The sequence below is a fragment of the Sphaerospermopsis kisseleviana CS-549 genome, assembly GCF_028329225.1.
GTDB classification, from domain to species: domain Bacteria; phylum Cyanobacteriota; class Cyanobacteriia; order Cyanobacteriales; family Nostocaceae; genus Sphaerospermopsis; species Sphaerospermopsis kisseleviana.
Map to the genome: position 1 here is coordinate 32,499 of NZ_JAQMTI010000097.1, position 17,010 is coordinate 49,508.

Annotated in this window: 14 protein-coding genes and 1 tRNA gene; 9 read left to right on the top strand and 6 right to left on the bottom strand. The window is 38.7% G+C overall.

Features of this window, described 5'->3' with window-relative positions:
- Position 1: 1 nt before the first annotated feature.
- On the top strand, positions 2–322 hold the full coding sequence (locus PN497_RS07915) for a DUF350 domain-containing protein (RefSeq protein WP_228051682.1): 321 nt from the start codon (positions 2–4) through the stop codon (positions 320–322).
- Between the two features lie 26 nt (positions 323–348).
- On the opposite strand, the gene PN497_RS07920 is transcribed toward PN497_RS07915, so the two are convergent.
- Entirely contained in the window at positions 349–708 is a 360-nt protein-coding gene (locus tag PN497_RS07920; RefSeq protein WP_096572651.1) for an S-adenosylmethionine decarboxylase family protein, read from the bottom strand.
- Positions 709–721: 13 nt separating this feature from the next.
- Positions 722–2,221 (bottom strand): S-layer homology domain-containing protein, encoded by a 1,500-nt coding sequence (locus PN497_RS07925; protein ID WP_096567451.1) that lies wholly within the window; start codon positions 2,219–2,221, stop codon positions 722–724.
- A 171-nt stretch (positions 2,222–2,392) separates the two neighbouring features.
- Here PN497_RS07925 and PN497_RS07930 point away from each other — a divergent pair, with 171 nt between their 5' ends.
- Positions 2,393–3,295, top strand: a complete 903-nt coding sequence (locus PN497_RS07930) for an alpha/beta fold hydrolase (RefSeq protein ID WP_096567453.1) — start codon at positions 2,393–2,395, stop codon at positions 3,293–3,295.
- A 140-nt stretch (positions 3,296–3,435) separates the two neighbouring features.
- A complete protein-coding gene (locus PN497_RS07935; protein WP_190647868.1) occupies positions 3,436–4,509 on the top strand; it encodes a serine/threonine protein kinase in 1,074 nt (357 codons plus the stop codon).
- A 260-nt stretch (positions 4,510–4,769) separates the two neighbouring features.
- Here the strand turns inward: PN497_RS07935 and PN497_RS07940 are convergent, their stop codons facing one another.
- Complete coding sequence (locus tag PN497_RS07940; protein WP_096567455.1) at positions 4,770–5,681, bottom strand: tRNA (5-methylaminomethyl-2-thiouridine)(34)-methyltransferase MnmD; 912 nt, start codon at positions 5,679–5,681, stop codon at positions 4,770–4,772.
- Between the two features lie 103 nt (positions 5,682–5,784).
- Here PN497_RS07940 and PN497_RS07945 point away from each other — a divergent pair, with 103 nt between their 5' ends.
- On the top strand, positions 5,785–6,603 hold the full coding sequence (locus PN497_RS07945) for a sulfurtransferase (RefSeq protein ID WP_096567457.1): 819 nt from the start codon (positions 5,785–5,787) through the stop codon (positions 6,601–6,603).
- Positions 6,604–6,979: 376 nt separating this feature from the next.
- Positions 6,980–7,678, top strand: a complete 699-nt coding sequence (locus PN497_RS07950) for a YqiA/YcfP family alpha/beta fold hydrolase (RefSeq protein ID WP_096567459.1) — start codon at positions 6,980–6,982, stop codon at positions 7,676–7,678.
- On the opposite strand, the gene PN497_RS07955 is transcribed toward PN497_RS07950, so the two are convergent.
- Complete coding sequence (locus PN497_RS07955) at positions 7,646–7,828, bottom strand: hypothetical protein (RefSeq protein ID WP_190647872.1); 183 nt, start codon at positions 7,826–7,828, stop codon at positions 7,646–7,648. The two genes, PN497_RS07950 and PN497_RS07955, sit on opposite strands and share 33 nt — an antisense overlap.
- A gap of 207 nt (positions 7,829–8,035) precedes the next feature.
- Between PN497_RS07955 and PN497_RS07960 the strand changes: the two genes are divergently transcribed.
- Complete coding sequence (locus tag PN497_RS07960; protein ID WP_096567461.1) at positions 8,036–9,184, top strand: histidinol-phosphate transaminase; 1,149 nt, start codon at positions 8,036–8,038, stop codon at positions 9,182–9,184.
- 12 nt (positions 9,185–9,196) lie between these two features.
- Here the strand turns inward: PN497_RS07960 and PN497_RS07965 are convergent, their stop codons facing one another.
- Entirely contained in the window at positions 9,197–9,754 is a 558-nt protein-coding gene (locus PN497_RS07965) for a hypothetical protein (protein ID WP_096572653.1), read from the bottom strand.
- Between the two features lie 820 nt (positions 9,755–10,574).
- Entirely contained in the window at positions 10,575–11,195 is a 621-nt protein-coding gene (locus tag PN497_RS07970) for a GNAT family N-acetyltransferase (protein ID WP_096567463.1), read from the bottom strand.
- A 721-nt stretch (positions 11,196–11,916) separates the two neighbouring features.
- Here PN497_RS07970 and PN497_RS07975 point away from each other — a divergent pair.
- From PN497_RS07975 to PN497_RS07985, 3 genes are all read left to right on the top strand, one after another.
- Entirely contained in the window at positions 11,917–15,489 is a 3,573-nt protein-coding gene (locus tag PN497_RS07975; RefSeq protein ID WP_096567465.1) for a response regulator, read from the top strand.
- 26 nt (positions 15,490–15,515) lie between these two features.
- Complete coding sequence (locus PN497_RS07980) at positions 15,516–16,628, top strand: hypothetical protein (protein WP_096567467.1); 1,113 nt, start codon at positions 15,516–15,518, stop codon at positions 16,626–16,628.
- Between the two features lie 50 nt (positions 16,629–16,678).
- Positions 16,679–16,749: transfer RNA gene (locus PN497_RS07985), tRNA-Gly, on the top strand.
- The last annotated feature ends 261 nt before the right edge of the window (positions 16,750–17,010 follow it).

Here is a 17,010-nt window from a genome sequence, read left to right on the forward strand (position 1 = left end):
AATGAATGAAATAATTATCAAAAATAACCCCGCAGCAGGAGTAGCGTTAGCAGGTTTATTAATTGCTACTGGTAATATAGTTAGGGTGGCTTTTTATCCAGAGTTTACAAATTGGTTAGTTAGTTTTACCCAATATGGTTTAATCTTAGTATTTTGCTTGCTTTCTTTAGTTGGTATTCGCTGGTTAGCAGATTTAATTTTAGTTCCCGGTGTGAAAATTTCCGATGAAATTGTTAACCAAGAAATTCCTAATGTGGGTGCAGGTTTAATAGAAGCTTTTGCTTATATTGCTGCATCTTTTTTAAGTGGTTGGTGTTTTTAAAAATAGGGAATAGGGAATAGAGAATGCTATCCACTAACAGATAAATAATGCCAATTCTTGAGATATTCACAATTACTAAATTCTTGTGTGATTATCTGTGTTAAAAATTGCGCTTTTTGTAAATTATCCTTTTGATAATCACAGATATGAATATCAATAGTAACTTTACTTTCCTCTGGCCAAAAGTGTAACGCTATATGAGATTCGGCTAATAAAATCACTGCTGATACTCCTTGGGGTTGAAATGCAAAACTCACTTCACCGATGACAGTTAATTCAGCAGTATCAGCAGCATTTTTTAACACTTCTATAAAATCTGTTTTCTGCCAATTAAATACTGTTTTATTTACTGGTAAGATGGCAGAAAAATGGTGTGACTTAATCACTTTTACCTCTCTGTCACCTGTCACCTTTTGTAACAGGTTTAACTGTATATTTGGAAGCAAAATCAGCAGTTTCACCTGCACTTACCATAGACCTATATAACAAGGCACTAACTTCGGCTCTGGTAGCTTGCTTGTCACCGTTTAATAATTTTACATTGGGATAGTTGACAATTACGCCATTTTCTGTCATTGCGGCAATAAATTCGCGGTGTTCGCTTCTGATAGTGGAAGCATCATTATAAATAGACAAAATATCTTTTGTAGAACCGCTAAATTTATAATTCAATCCTTTTGCTAAGGTAATTAAAACATCGAGACGTTTCAGTTTTTGTGTGGGGTTAAAGCTTCTGCTGTTAACAACTGTGAAAAAACCCATTTCGTAACTTTCACGAATAGCATTATAAGCCCAATAATCTGGAGGAACATCTCGAAAATTTATAGCTTTTCGTACTTTACTTTTAATAAATGTCTTTTGCAAGAGGGCTGCTAGTTGGGCGCGAGTAACTGGGGCGTTAGGGCGAAATGTACCATCAGGATAGCCATCAATGATTTCCATTGCTGCCAATTCGGCGATATAATCCTTAGCCCAGTAATCTTTGGGAATATCAGAAAAGTTGACTCGAATACCTTGAGCTACACCCACTGAGCGATATTTACCCAATAACTCGTGAAGTTGAAATGTGGAGTTGTTACCGAGTTGGGTTAACTTTACCAAACTGCCAGGAATAGATAATAGGGCTGGTGCTAATTTAGGATCATAGACGCTAATGGTTTTACCTGCTAAGGCAAACTCGCCTTCACTAAAGGTTGCAGGATAAACGCTTGTTTGAGCAACGTTAGCAAAACCCGCTGCTTGGTATGGAGTAATGTCGATATTTTCGGAACTGGTGAGGAAGGTAACTTTTTGGTTTTTGAGTTCTGTGAAATAGTCATATTTGATAGCTGCATCTCTGTCAACGATGCCATCTTCGTTATTATCAACACCATAAAAAACGCGAACTACGGGATTTTCGCTTGGTTTGGCTGGTAAAATCAGGTTTACTGCTGTATGATCAGGTAAACAAGCAAATTCTGTGTAGCCAATAAAACGGTTTTTAGTATCATACAATCGGACAACAATGCGATCGCCCAATTTAAAACCGTTCACAAATTTGGCTTTCTGCTTAATTTTATATTTGTAATCGCCTAAAAATCTTTCTTTGAGATATTTATCACCATATTTCCCTTTAATAGATATCCGGGCAATTACTTCTGATATTTTACCACCTGGTTGCCAGATATATAAAGTAAATCCTGACTTTTCTCTCCTGGCAGAAGCAGCAGGAGTTGATGTTTCTTCTGCTTGAGTAGTTTCTTGTGCTAAAAGCTGCTGATCATTGATTGTTGATGGGATTGTAACAGATACAGCAGATAGTTGAGATGCAGCCAAGGTAGAATGTATTGGCGACAAGGCTATGAGAGAAACTGACGCTATCAGGACTTTCCTAGAATTAGTTAATATACTTAAAATCATAGTATTTTATCTGACATTAAATCACGGCGTAAGTAAGATTTGCTAGTGATTTTGATGCTACGTGAAAGTTACAGGTGCTAGTGTACATCTTATGTAGTTTTTTCGCTCATGTTTTGTCTAGAATGCCAGGAGGATTAGCATAAAGAAACAATACTTTAGGAATCTTAACGAATGACGATTACAACCCAGAATTTACAAACCATAGAAAAACAAGTTTGGACTTGGCAAGATTATAAAATTCAATATACTGTGATGGGTACAGGTCAACCCTTGGTACTCATTCACGGTTTTGGTGCTTCTATAGGACACTGGCGCAAAAATATAGCTGTTTTAGCCAATGCTGGTTATCGGGTGTTTGCTTTAGACTTACTAGGTTTTGGTGGTTCGGACAAAGCGACCGTGAGTTATAGCATGGAAGTGTGGGTAGAACTGTTAAAAGATTTTTATGATGCACACATTCAAACACCGGCTATATTTATAGGAAATTCCATTGGCGCACTGTTGAGTTTAATAATTCTCACAGAACATCCTGAAATTGCTGCTGGGGGAGTATTAATAAATTCTGCTGGTGGTTTGAGTCATCGTCCCCATGAATTAAACCCGGTTTTAAGGGTTTTCATGGCTACGTTTAACAAGTTGGTAGCTAACCCAGTCACAGGAAAATTCGTTTTTAACCGCATTCGCCAAAAATCACAAATTCGCCGCACATTGTATCAAGTATATTGCGATCGCAATGCTGTAACAGATGAACTTGTTGATTTACTTTATACACCATCTTGCGATCCAGGAGCGCAACAAGTTTTTGCTTCCATTCTCACCGCACCTCCAGGACCTGCTCCCGAAGAACTATTACCGCAGTTAAAATGGCCTTTATTAGTAATTTGGGGTGCTAATGATCCTTGGACTCCAATTACCGGCGCTAAAATTTACGAAGAGGCGGGTAACAATGGTAAAGATATTCAAATTGTGCCTATTCCTAACGCCGGTCATTGTCCCCATGATGAAGTACCAGATATTGTCAACACTGCAATTATTGACTGGTTAGCACAGAAAAACTGGAAGTCCGTAGGGTAAAACATCAAAACCATCTGGAATTGGTAATGGGTAATGGGTAATTTGTGAAGCACGTAGATTACCTTTTACTCATTCCTATGTCAACTGAGGAAAATTTTTGAAAATTTTTGTTTTGTCAAAACAAAACTTGTGTGTATTTTATGATAGAGTTTAATGTAAATCATGGATACAAAAAGACAAAATTCTGCAAAAATTATCCAGATTTTTCGGCATTTGGCTATCAAGTAATTCGAGAATTAGGCAGAAACTCAGAAGGAGGACGCATTACTTATTTAGCTAATCATATCAACTCTCAAAAACAAGTAGTAATTAAGGAATTTTGTTTTGCAAATACAACTGCTGACTGGTATGGAGTGAAAGCTTATGAAAGGGAAATGCAGTTTTTACAAAGATTAAATCATCCCCGCATTCCTCGTTATATAAATTCTTTTGAAACACCAGGATGTTTCTATTTAGTCCAAGAATATAAAAATGCTCCATCATTAGGTTTGAGCCGCTGCTTTCATCCCCAAGAAATAAAGGAAATTGCTTTATCAATTTTAGATATTTTAGTTTATCTACAAGAACAAAAACCTAAAATTATTCATCGAGATATCAAGCCAGATAATATTTTATTAGACCAGCAATTACAAGCTTATTTAGTAGATTTTGGTTTAGCAAAGACACAGGATAAAAAAGCAGTTTTGAGTACATTGGTTGCTGGTACTCCGGGGTTTATTCCCCCAGAAGCAGAATTTGGATATCCTTTAACAGCAGCATCTGATTTATATAGTTTAGGTGTAACATTAATTTGCTTGTTGACAAATAGTCGGTCTGCGGATATTGGTAAATTAATGGATGATAAATATCGCTTTAATTTTCAGGAATTACTTCCTGATATCAGTCCAAGTTTTTGTTCATGGTTAAAGAAAATGGTTGCACCAAATCGTAAATATCGTTATGCTAATGCTGCGGATGCTTTAGCAGCACTAATGCCTATTCCGGTGATGGGTTCTGGTACAATATCAGATCAGATATTAGATATTTTTTGGATTGCAATAAATCAACAAAAAATTATAGCTATGCTGGGTTTAAGTGTGACGGGAATTTTATTAGGTCTAGGCTCAAATTTGATGATTTCTCAACTAGGTAATGCTGTAAATTCTAATGTCGAGTTAAAGCCGAATTTAATAGAAGTGAATAGTAGTAAAAATAATAATTATTCAGTCAAGTAATTTAAAATCTATAATCGTTTATTTATTACAAAAAAACATGGGTAAAAGTTATTAACTGATTCTCAACCAAGCAATTAATAGCTTATGAATGAATCTTTTGTAATTGTTTTAGGTTCCTTAAAATATTACTCTTAAAATATTACTTGCCTTGCGTTGAAATTCAAGTTCTGAAATAATATACCCATGATCAAGAAGTAAAACAGGCTTCTAGTCTGTTGACGGGCAATTGCGATGCACTGAGCTTGTCGAAGTGTCAAATATTAACCCTTTCCTAGCCATCGTTTGCGCCATTTTGAAGTTGTTTCTAAGGGACTCGTTTCTTGTTCTTGTCGCCTTCTGCTTAATATTAACTCACCAGTATCACTTAAAGAAGGATCTCGATAAGGAATAGCAGCACGAGTTTGTAAATGTTCTTTTTCGGCTACTGAAAGGGGATAAATCCCTGTAATGCGATGCACTGAGCTTGTCGAAGTGTCATTTACCCCATCGGGATATGCTCCAATAGTACCAGGAGTGCGTCTTCCTACAGGTGCGGTAGAACCTATTACCAACTTAGCCGCTAAAAGTGCAGTGCGTACAGCAGCAGCACAGGAATAAGTCGCTAATAACCCATCTCTGTGTAAACACTGCGTTAATTTTTGTATAAATTCCACAGTCCATAATTGGGGACAATGGGGTGGTGAAAAGGGATCAAGAAAAATAGCATCTGCTAAAAAACCTGATTTACCTACTTCTTGAATTAATTTTCTAGCATCACCTATCAGTAATTTGGCTTGTAAGCGATTTGTTTGACAATAGTGCTTAAATGCCAGTTCGTTTAAAATAGTTCTATACTCATCATCCCAATCATTAAATATATCCTGGCTCATCGCTGCTTTGGGAACTTCAGGATTTATTTCTAAACCAATAACTTCCACTATACAAGTAGGATTTTCTTGCCAAATTACTTCCAAAGCAGCCGCTGTATTGTATCCTAGTCCATAACAAACATCTAAAATTTTTACTATTCCTTTCCTGGCTACTTTCTGTACTTGAGTGGGAACTGCAAATTTTAGATAGCTCTCTTGTTTTGCTCCATAATTACTGTGAAAAGCTTCATTAAATTCTGGAGAAAAAAAAGTAAAAGAACCATCTTTTGTCGATTGAAGTGTAAAATTATTTGTATCTGACATTTTTCTCGTTACCTCATTTCAATATTCATCATTCAGCAGTTAGGATACTGGGTGAGCGAAAATAACCTTCCTTCTGTCACCTGTTACCTGTCACCTGTCACCTATGATTAATCATCAATTTGTTGTTTCTCCCGAATGGCTATTTACCCATCTTAATGATTCCCAAGTAGTCATTATTGATTGTCGCTTTTCTTTGGCTGATCCACAATTAGGACAAAACCAATATCAAACAAGTCATATTCCAGGAGCTTACTATTTAGATTTAAATCAGGATTTATCTAGCCCTGTCGCTGAACATGGGGGAAGACATCCTTTACCTAACCCCAATGATTTAGCAGATAAATTAGCAAAAATTGGGGTAATATACCAAAAAACTTTAGTAGTCGCTTACGATGATTCACGTTTGGCTTTTGCATCTCGTTTGTGGTGGTTATTGCGTTATTTAGGACATGAACAAGTAGCTGTTTTAGATGGTGGTTTTGCTGGTTGGCAAAAAGCTGGTTATCCTATTACAGATGTAATTCCAGCACCTAAAATGGGAACTTTTACCCCTCAGTTAAATGAAGAAAAAGTTGTAGACTATACTTATGTTAAAAATTTCAAAGATAGTCCAGATGTAGTTTTAGTAGATTCAAGAGATGGCGATCGCTATCGTGGAGAACGAGAACCAACCGATAAAATAGCTGGTCATATTCCCGGTGCTGTAAACTATCCTTGGCAAGCAGTCACCGACGCTTCCGGTTTCTTACTTCCCCAATCAGAACAACGTCAACGATGGGAAAAAATAGAACCTACTAAAGAAATTTTAGTTTATTGTGGTTCTGGTGTAACCGCCTGTGTCAATTTACTTTCTTTAGAACTAGCTGGAATTTCCACAGCTAAACTTTATGCAGGTAGTTGGAGTGATTGGATTAGTTATTAGAAATAGAGAATAGGGAATAGGGAATAGGGAATAGGGAATAGGTGATTGGGGACTGGACACTAAAGAACTAGCTAGAAAAATCAATCGCTCTACTAACAACGCCAATAATAACTCCAACAATCGCTCTAACAATAGAGAATCTGGGCTCGAACAAAGATTTATCAACCGTCTTACCAGAGATAATTTAGGAAGAGAATCAATCAGGAATAATCCTTTGGGATCAATAGATTATTTTGTCAAAACAGGAGAAGTCATCCGCGAAAATAGACAGAATACTTCGACTCCGCTCAGTACAAGTAACAATCCTGGCAATAACCCTGGCAATAACCCCGGTAACAATTAAGTTTTGAGTGAATAATGGATCAGGAGTTTTAATTTGACTTCATTCATCTATCTTCATGGCTTTGCTTCCAGTCCTAAATCAACCAAAGCACAGGATTTGAGCGATCACTTTACCCAAATTCAGATCAAGTTAAAAATTCCCGATTTAAATGCTGGTGATTTTTCCCATCTCACCATTACCCGTCAATTACATCAGGTTAAATTTTATGGTGAGCGACCTGTACTGAGCGGAGCCGAAGTAAGCCGAACCGCTGAATTTCCTGATCCATCCATACCTGTAACGCTGATTGGTTCTAGTTTAGGTGGTTTAACATCTGCTCATTTGGCAGAACAAAACCCACAAGTGCAACGCTTAGTGTTACTAGCACCAGCTTTTGGATTTTTATACCATTGGTTGCCCTCTTTAGGAGCAGAAAAAATCAAACGTTGGCATCAAGAACAATATTGCTTTGTTTATCACTATGGGGAAGGAAGAGAATTACCTTTAAGTTATAATTTCGTCACAGATGCTGCCAAATACCAGGAAAACTTGTTACAACGTCCCATTCCTACCCTGATTTTACATGGCAAACAAGATGAAGTTATTCCTATTCAAGCTAGTCGAGATTTTGCGCGATCGCGTCCTTGGGTAGAATTAATAGAATTGGATAGCGATCACACCTTGGCAAATGTAACTGATAAGATTTGGCAAGCCATTCGCTCATTCTGCAAACTGGGGAATGGTGACTGGTAACTGGTAACTGGTGACTGGTGACTGGTGACTGGTGACTGGGGAGAATAATATATTAGGGTTTGCTGAATAAATATAAAACCACGATAAATCAAGGGATTCAGGTGTAAAAAAGGTGAAAAAGCTGCAAGGAATAGACACTAAAACCATCAAAAACTGATCACTTTTATTTCCAAATCAGTCATTCTTGGCTACTTCTAATTCTCCCTCCTGACTCCTTGCCCTCACGAGAAGACTTTTTCAGCAAACCCTACATTACTTCTTGCCTCCTGAACTTCTGACTCCTGCCTCCTGCCTCCTGAACTCCTGAACTTCCTGCCTTCTGTTCCCTGTTAATAGTTCCCTAACAACTAACAAATGATGCTTCCATTTATTCGTTCTGATTTAAACCAATTTTCTGCTTACAAACCCCACCCCAGCAGCAATACAAGCGAACCGGCTGCAACGCAATTTGATCGGCTGGATACTAATGAAAGTCCCTATGATTTGCCATCAGAGATCAAAGAAAAATTAGCTTGGACTTTTCAACAAGTCATTGAAAGCAATCGTTATCCTGATGGTGGACATGAGGCGCTCAAAGAAGCGATCGCCGAATATGTCAATGAGTCAGCTAACCTTTCATCCTCCACTTTCACCGCTGCTCATATTTCTGTAGGTAATGGTTCCGATGAACTCATACGTTCTTTATTAATCGCCACTTGTTTGGGGGGAGAAGGTTCTGTTTTAGTTGCTAACCCCACTTTTTCCATGTATGCTATTTTGGCGCAAACTCTAGGTATTACTGTGGTGAGTGTGGGTAGAAATGAAAGCAATTTTGAAATAGATTTGAAAGCGGCACAATCAGCACTGGAAGAAACTCAAAATCCTCCAATTCGAGTGGTTTTCGTTGTTCATCCCAATTCTCCCACAGCTAATAGTTTGACTGCGGCAGAAGTAACATGGTTAAAAAGTTTACCAGAGGAAATTTTGGTAGTGATTGATGAAGCTTACTTTGAATTTAGCCAAACTACCTTAGTTGGGGAATTAGCACAGCATCCAAACTGGGTAGTGTTGCGGACTTTTTCCAAAGCTTTCCGGTTAGCAGCTATGCGAGTAGGCTATTGTGTAGGTCATCCCGATGCGATCGCTATTTTAGAAAAAGTCCGTCTTCCTTACAATCTACCCAGTTTTTCCCTTGCTTCCGCTTTAGTAGCTGTACAAAATCGTCAACTTTTGCTAAGTTCCATTCCCCAAACTCTGAGTGAACGCAGTAAACTGATCATGGCTTTATCCCCACACCCAGCATTAGAAATTACAGATAGTGACACTAACTTTATTTACCTGCGTCTGAAACCGAAGACTTCTCAACCAGTCAATGAAGCTTTAAAAATGATCAATCAAACACTCACAAATGAAGGCACTTTGATCAGATCACTGCCTGGGGGATTACGAATTACTCTAGGAACACCAGAAGAAAACTCTCGTACCTTGACGCGATTAAAAACAGCTTTAGCCAAGCTTGAATATTAACTATATTCACTATTAATAATCAAAACATTCGTCGTCTAAATCATTGCCAAGACGACGCACTATTGTCACTGTTTGCGGCAACACACCCACTAACATAGCAAAGGCAGCATCTGGCAAATCAGCAACCATTTCTGCTGGAAAATACTGTGCAAATTGTTCCAGAATTTTCTGTACTCTCTGTACAGGAACTGGATTTTCTGTAATTTGTTTGATTAAGCGAATCCATTGTCTTCTAATCAAGTAAGCCTTCTGAAGCTCTTCATGAGATTCAGGAGCTAATAAGGAGAGATTACCTATAGGTATGACAAACTGACAATCCCTGTCATAATCCCCACCTACAACTGCTCCAGGACCCGCAAACTCTGCATGATAGCGTTGCCCAACTATTAACCCGTTGCGCTTACGACTATTAACTATCAAAACTTTTCCGCTATGTAATGACGCAAGAATATCAGTGCTATGCGATCGCTCACTACCATCTCGCATGGTAGGTTTGTCCAGGAAACTAGTTTCAGCGCAATAAGTTGATACTATAGCAGCTTGATAGCGTTGGCGTTGTTCGCTATCCATGTTTTTCAAATTTTTAATGAAATTGATGGTAATAGAAGAAGCATTCCTATTTTGCACAGGCACAGAAATATTATAACATAGTATATTATCAAAAAAGTAAACCCCACCTATGTCGGTTGAAATTAGCCAGTGCAGGAGGACTTAGTTTGTGTAGCCAAGGCAGTGCTTTGCGGATATTCCCCCAGTTGTAACAGCTACTATCTAAAATTATCATTTAAAGACATTCTAAACATTTGCCATGCCCTGGGAATATGGACTTAAAAACGTCAATTGAGTAACTGTTTAATTAAATCAAAGATTATGTTTGTATCATTAAAAATTGTTTACCAACCCTAAATAAATAGACGACAACAAAATTCAGTAGTGTTCAAAAATTAATAATTATATTACACATCTCCAAAATAGAATGTATGAATTTGTCATAAGTTGTAGGGGCGAAGCTTATGGGTGATAATTTAACGGAAAAATCAGACATCTAGATATCCCATAACTTCTTTTCTGGAGATGTCTATTTTATGGGATTGAGGCAGATTTGTCTTTAACTCCAGCAATTTTTTCTTAAAGTTTTTATAAGCACAAGTGTCGAATATTAAAGAAACTTAACTAGGGTTTGCTGAATAAACCAAAAAGCCTCATAAATCAAAGGTTTGAGGCTCATAAAAAAGACAGTAGGTGCTTTCGTTATAGCGTCTTGAGTCTGAAAAACCTTGCACTTTTCTGGGCGGACAGAAATGAAAAAATGTCTTTAATTCTCCTCCTGACTCCTAGCCCTAACGAAAGGACTTTTTCAGCAAACCCTAACTATAGCAGCAGTCAGAAGTCAGGATATCAAGGAGTCAGGAGTCAGGTGTTTATGCAAGAAAATCTGCCGTGAGGGATAAAAGAAAAAGCTGTTCCAATTAGATTCAACTCCATGCACGCGATATCCCAACTTGAAATACAGCTGCCTGGCTTGATAATTATTTTCCAAGACATGAAGATATAAATCTTCAAATCCCCAGTCTTGGCACACTTGTTCACAACTAATCAGTAAACTGGAAGCCAAACCATACCGACGGTATTGTGGGTGAACAGCTAAATTAGACAAATAGGGATAACTCTTTTGAATATTTGTCCAACTATCACTGAAACGCACACCCAGTTCCACAGTTCCCAGTATTTGATGAGTGCCTGTGGTACTGATGTCAACAGCCACCAAACAGACGTGATGAGGTGTCATTGACGCTAGACGATACTTTAAGTCTTCATAAATACCCAAACGGAATAAAGGAAAAGCCCATCCCCATAAACCTTTTTGGGAGTGAAAACTTTCAGCAATGATTTGGGCAATCCCTGGTAAATCAGCAGATGTAGCTGCACGGATTTGGAACTGCCAAGAATTGAGGATACGTGTATCTGTAACTAACTGTTGGTGATGTGGGTGAAAAAACCAGGATTTCAAAGCTAGTTGAGGATTGAGGTTAATTTAAGGAAAGTTGGCTTGAGTATAGTTTTTGTAATTCGTCACTTGTCATTAGTCATGAGGTTATGCTGTAGTTGAGACTGTGGCAACTCACGGCGAAGCCTGTCACCGATCACGTTGTGATTGCTCAATAGACATCTCGTGGTAATTAAATGTGCATAATCCCCGAATCCCTGTAGGGACAATTCATGAATTGTCCCTACAATAATTGTCATCAGATGTCTAATTACCAAGAGGTACTTGTTTAATACTATACTTTATTTTTAAATATAGCTATTATATGTCATATTCATCACTCTAACATAACTTAGATCACAAAAAATCAGCTTTAAGTGTTAGTATCACGGATGGAATGGGAAAAATCAATATATAGTTTATACTCTTTTCTCTGGAGGACAGGGTCTGATGTAGCACCAGCAGGTTATCAAAGGAGGTGAGAAAAGAATTAGTCAGTTGAAATTTACACGGTAAATCAAAAATGACAATCCAATAAACTGTCCTGCGGAAGAGGGGCAAACTGCTGATGACAAATCCTGAAAAACAATAATTTCAATAACTTTGATTACACACTTTGGCATCTAGCTGTCATGTGTCCCAGCAATTTATTGGTCGAAATGCTTGAACCTTACCTGATTCAGAAATACCTTGATCTGAGCAGATTATTCTTTATCCGACTGCCGTTGCAGCAGGAAAGCTGTGCATGACATCACAAGCAAACAGAAACAGTAAGCCAAAAATTTTGGTTGTCGATGATGAGCCAGACAACCTAGACTTGCTTTACCGCAGTTTCTATCGTGAGTATCAGGTTTTGAGAGCTAACTCTGGACATGCAGCTCTGGAATTGCTGGAACAAGAAGGGGATATCGCTGTGATTATCTCTGATCAGCGGATGCCAATGATGAGCGGTACGGAATTTTTAAGTCTGACAGCAACTCAATACCCAGATATTATTCGGATTATTTTAACTGGCTACACTGATGTTGAAGACTTGGTGGAGGCGATTAACTCTGGCAAGGTATTTAAATATGTTACGAAACCTTGGGAAGCTGAAGAACTGAAAGCCGTAGTCCGTCAAGCGTTGGATACCCATAATGTCTTGAAAGCCAGAACCCGCGAACTGACTCGGACTCTGCGGAGAGAATCCCTATTGAATACTGTCACTAATACTATTCGTAGCGCCCTAGACTATCGGCAAATTTTACAAACCATTGTTGATACAGTGGGGCATATGTTGGAGGTGGATGTTTGCCTGTTACGTCCCTTTCAAGATGAAAAATTGGCAGATGAAGGATTTATCTACCAAAAATCTACTCAAGCATCATTGCTAGACCAACAGAGATCCGCTACTGAGAACAATGATGCTTTTTCTCCACCTCTATCTAAAGACAATAACAAGTTAGCTACCGCAAATCAGGTCTCTATCACCCCATTACCTCTTTTAGCTCAGACAGTGTGGGAAATTGATGCAGTGCAAGTAATTCATAATGTGACTGGTGATGACCGCATTCAAAGTCGTGAAAAACGGGCTGCTGCTTTTAAAGAAGCTAATATATGTTCTAGTTTAGTAGTGCCGCTGATTTGTCAACAAGAACTAAGAGCAGTATTAGCTTTGCACCAGTGCGATCAAATCCGTATTTGGGAAGAGGAAGAGGTAGAACTGCTATCAATTGTCGCTGATCAGGCAGCCTTAGCTTTATCTCAAGCCTATGCTTATGAACAAGTAGAAGCTTTGGCGAAGCGAGAAGGTTTAATTAATACAATTACTAGGGAGATTCGCTCTAGTCTAGACCCACAAGATATCTTTGCTGCTATCACCCAAAGATTGGGACAAGCTATGCAGGTTGATGGCTGTGTTCTGTCTTTATGGACTCAGGAAGATGAATTTGTCCATTGTGTAGGTTTGTATGACAGTTCTAAACATCTGGAGAATTTTCCCGAAAATAACCTCACTAGAAATCGGCGAGCTTTAACTCAGCAGTTGTCTAGTTCCCAAGCTCCGATCAGGAAAAATCCGATTTTTTTAGAAATATTGCGAACAAAAGAACCTGTTGTAATTACGGATATAAATCACTCTCCCTCAGATGTCCAGGCATTTGACCTACCTTTGAAAATGCGACCGCGATCGCTCATGGTCGTTCCCTTATTAATTGATGGTCAATGTATTGGTAGTATTTCTCTGAGAGAAGGTGAGAAAATCCGTAAGTGGCTACCATCGGAAATTGAACTGGCTAAGGCCGTGGCCGCTCAAGCTGCGATCGCTGTCCAACAATCTCGTTTATACCAAACAACTCGTGAACAGGCGGAACGTTTAATCCAATTAGATCAACAAAAAACCGAATTTTTCCAAAATATCTCCCATGAATTTCGCACCCCTATCACTTTAATTCAAGGACCTTTAGAGTCGGCAGTCGAAAGCGGAGAAGGCTTAACCCCAGAGCAATGTGCGATCGCCCTCCGCAATTCTCGCCGTCTGTTACGATTGGTAAATCAACTACTCGATTTACAACGCTTGGATGCTGGTAAAATGCAACCGAGTTTCCGTCCTTGCAGTCTAGTTGAATTTGTGAACCAAATAGTCGATTCATTTCGTCCTTATTGTGAGCGAAAGGGACTGAGAGTAATTACGGATTTGTTTGAATGTCCAACAGTCTACTTGGACATGGAAAAATTTGACAAGGTACTTTACAACCTGTTGTCCAATGCCATGAAATTTACTCCCGATGGGGGTAAAATCACTGTGAGATTATTCAATGACGGTAATGCTTGCGTCTTACAAGTTCAAGATACAGGAATTGGTATTCTTCCCGAACAAATTCCCCACCTATTTGAGCGATTCCGTCAAGCTGAAGGTTCAGAAAACCGCTCCTATGAAGGGAGTGGATTGGGTTTATCCCTGGTTAAAGAATTAGTAGAAATCCACGGTGGCGAAATCAGCGTCCAATCAGTTTATAGACAAGGTACTCAATTTAGTATTCGCCTGTTGACAGGTTCAGAGCATTTACCTCCAGAACAGGTACTAGATACACCCTGCGAATTAAATATCAGCCGCGCCAATGTAGAACTAGCGAATTTAGAACAGGTAGGATCAGCATCTGATCACAGAGAAATTATCACCAGAGATCCATCACCGAATCTACAAATTGTCGATTCTAACGGACAAATTGATACTACTGACCCATATCCTGAGCAATTAATCTTAGTGGTAGAAGATAACCCAGATATGCGAGACTATGTAGCCAATATTTTACGTCCGTGCTATCAAGTAACTACCGCTCGTAATGGCTACGAAGGATATAATTTGGCACGAGAAATTCTCCCCAGCCTGATTATCACTGACTTAATGATGCCCTTAGTGACTGGATTAGAAATGATTCAGATGATTCGCACTGATGATTTGATGCGAGGTACACCTGTCATTCTCCTGACGGCAAAAGCTGATGACGAAACTCGTATTCAAGGAACAGAATATGGTGCAGATGCTTATTTAGCTAAACCATTTAATGATCGGGAACTGCTGGCAGAGGCACGCAATCTTTTAGCCTTGAAGGAAAATGAAAAACGAGTTTTGGAGCTAAACACTTACTTGACAGAATCTGTACTCAAACGCTTTTTACCCACTGCGTTAGTCCAGAAAGCCGCTGCGGGAACTTTGTCTCTAGATTTGCGCCCAGAACCGCGTTTAGTGACAGTTTTGTTTAGTGACATTGTGGGTTTTACCCAGCTATCCAATACTCTCAGATCCCGAAAAGTCGCAGAGGTGCTAAATGAATATTTGGAAACTATGACTAAAGTTGTGTTTCAGAATGGTGGTACTGTCGATAAATTTATGGGAGATGCTATCTTAGCTTTGTACGGAGCGCCAGAAGACCTCACACCCAATGAACAGGTGCGTCGTGCTATCAATACTGCCAGAGGAATGCAACAAGCCCTGGTAAATTTAAATAAGCGTTGGCTAGAACAGGGTATATTTGAAACAGATGGCCGTAAAGGTGTACAGTTTCGCTGTGGCATTCACCAAGGTACAGCAGTGGTGGGGATGTTTGGTAGTGAAGAACGTGCTGATTATACGGCTATTGGTCCTTCTGTGAATATTGCTGCTAGATTGCAAGCCGCGGCTATACCTGGTACTATCTTAGTTTCTGCTGCTGTTGCTGATTATTTGCAGGAAGAAGAAATTACTAAAGGTAGTCCCCTGGAACTGAAAGGAATAGATGAAACAGTCCTCACTTTTGTCGTGAGAACAGATTTAGATGCTTCTATAGCTAATGAGTAAAGTCAAGTTCTACTGGATATTCAAACATGAACAATGTCAAATCCAGTTTTAAACTGCATGATGAAACCATCAAATACAGACATACTGATCCACCTTGGTTTTGGACTGCTGTATTTACAGGTTCGATTTTCCTACATCTGTTCGTGTTTTGGTTACTGCGCTCCTATGAACCATTTCTACCGTGGATTCCTCGGTCGAATCAAGATTATATTGCTATTGATTTGATCGATATTCCATCTGCTGTAGAATCACAAGAATCACAACCCACAACCGTTAAACCAAAAGTTTCTTCTTCCAGTCAAAAGTCTGTTACAGCATCTTTACCAAAAACTACTCTCACCACTCCTGAAAACCCAGATGATCAGGTGATAAATTCTGATCTCAATCTTTCACAACAGGGAGAAAGCAAAAATACTGAGGTTAATCATCAACAATTAGAACCCACACCCACACCTACACCTACACCTACATTTACACCTCAAGTACAATTTACTCCTAAACCTACTCCCACACAGACTATTCCATTCAATGATCTTCCCTGGAATCGTCGTCAAGAAATTAAGCTGGGAAAGGGAATTTTATTACCAAATGATATTCCTTCAGAATCACCAACTCCCACCCCAGAACCAGAAACTGCACCAACTCCCACCCCAGAACCAGAAACTACACCAAATCCCACCCCAGAACCAGAAACTACACCAACTCCCACATCACAAGAAACCACAACTGCAAACATAGGAGGTTTCCTAGCTAATATTGATCCTATACTGAGAGATGAAATAGAACAATTAAGACAAGATGAAAAATTAAGAGTAGATGGTTTACCTGATGTACTGGCAGAATATAAAGGTTCTCCAAACAAGGACTTAAAGCTTAATTTTCTTGCAAGTGACTCTGGATTAAAACCAGCAAATATACTAGCCAGTTTAATTATTGATAAAAACGGTAACTTTCAACAAGCGGTAATTATCAATCTCGAACCTGCGGTACTTCGCAGTGAAGAAAGTATTTATGAACAAGCATTAAATGAGATGTTTCAACAAGAAAGCTTTATAGGTGCGTATAATCAGGATGGCTCAAAACCAGAGTTAAGCAATTTATATGTGCGGATTAGAATTGAACCGATAAATTTTCAATAAGGGCTTGCAATTTCAGGAAGGTTCTGTTATATTCAAATAGTTGGAAATTCGCGGGCGTAGTTTAGTGGTAAAACTATAGCCTTCCAAGCTATTAATGCGGGTTCGATTCCCGCCGCCCGCTTATCTTACTATGCTTGTTATTCAAGGTTAAGTAAGTTGAAAGCACAAACTTTCTTAACTTACTTTGTTGTCTATTTTCAAAGATGAGGAGCTAAACCATAAGAATTAACAAATATAACAGGAGCAAGTCCTAAGTTGACAATTTCATAGACAAAACTATACTTATATTGACAAAAATCAATATATTTTTAGGAAAAAATCAACTACTTGATATATAATACGGTGATATCAAGTATTGAATTGAGACTATTGCCGACGCGAA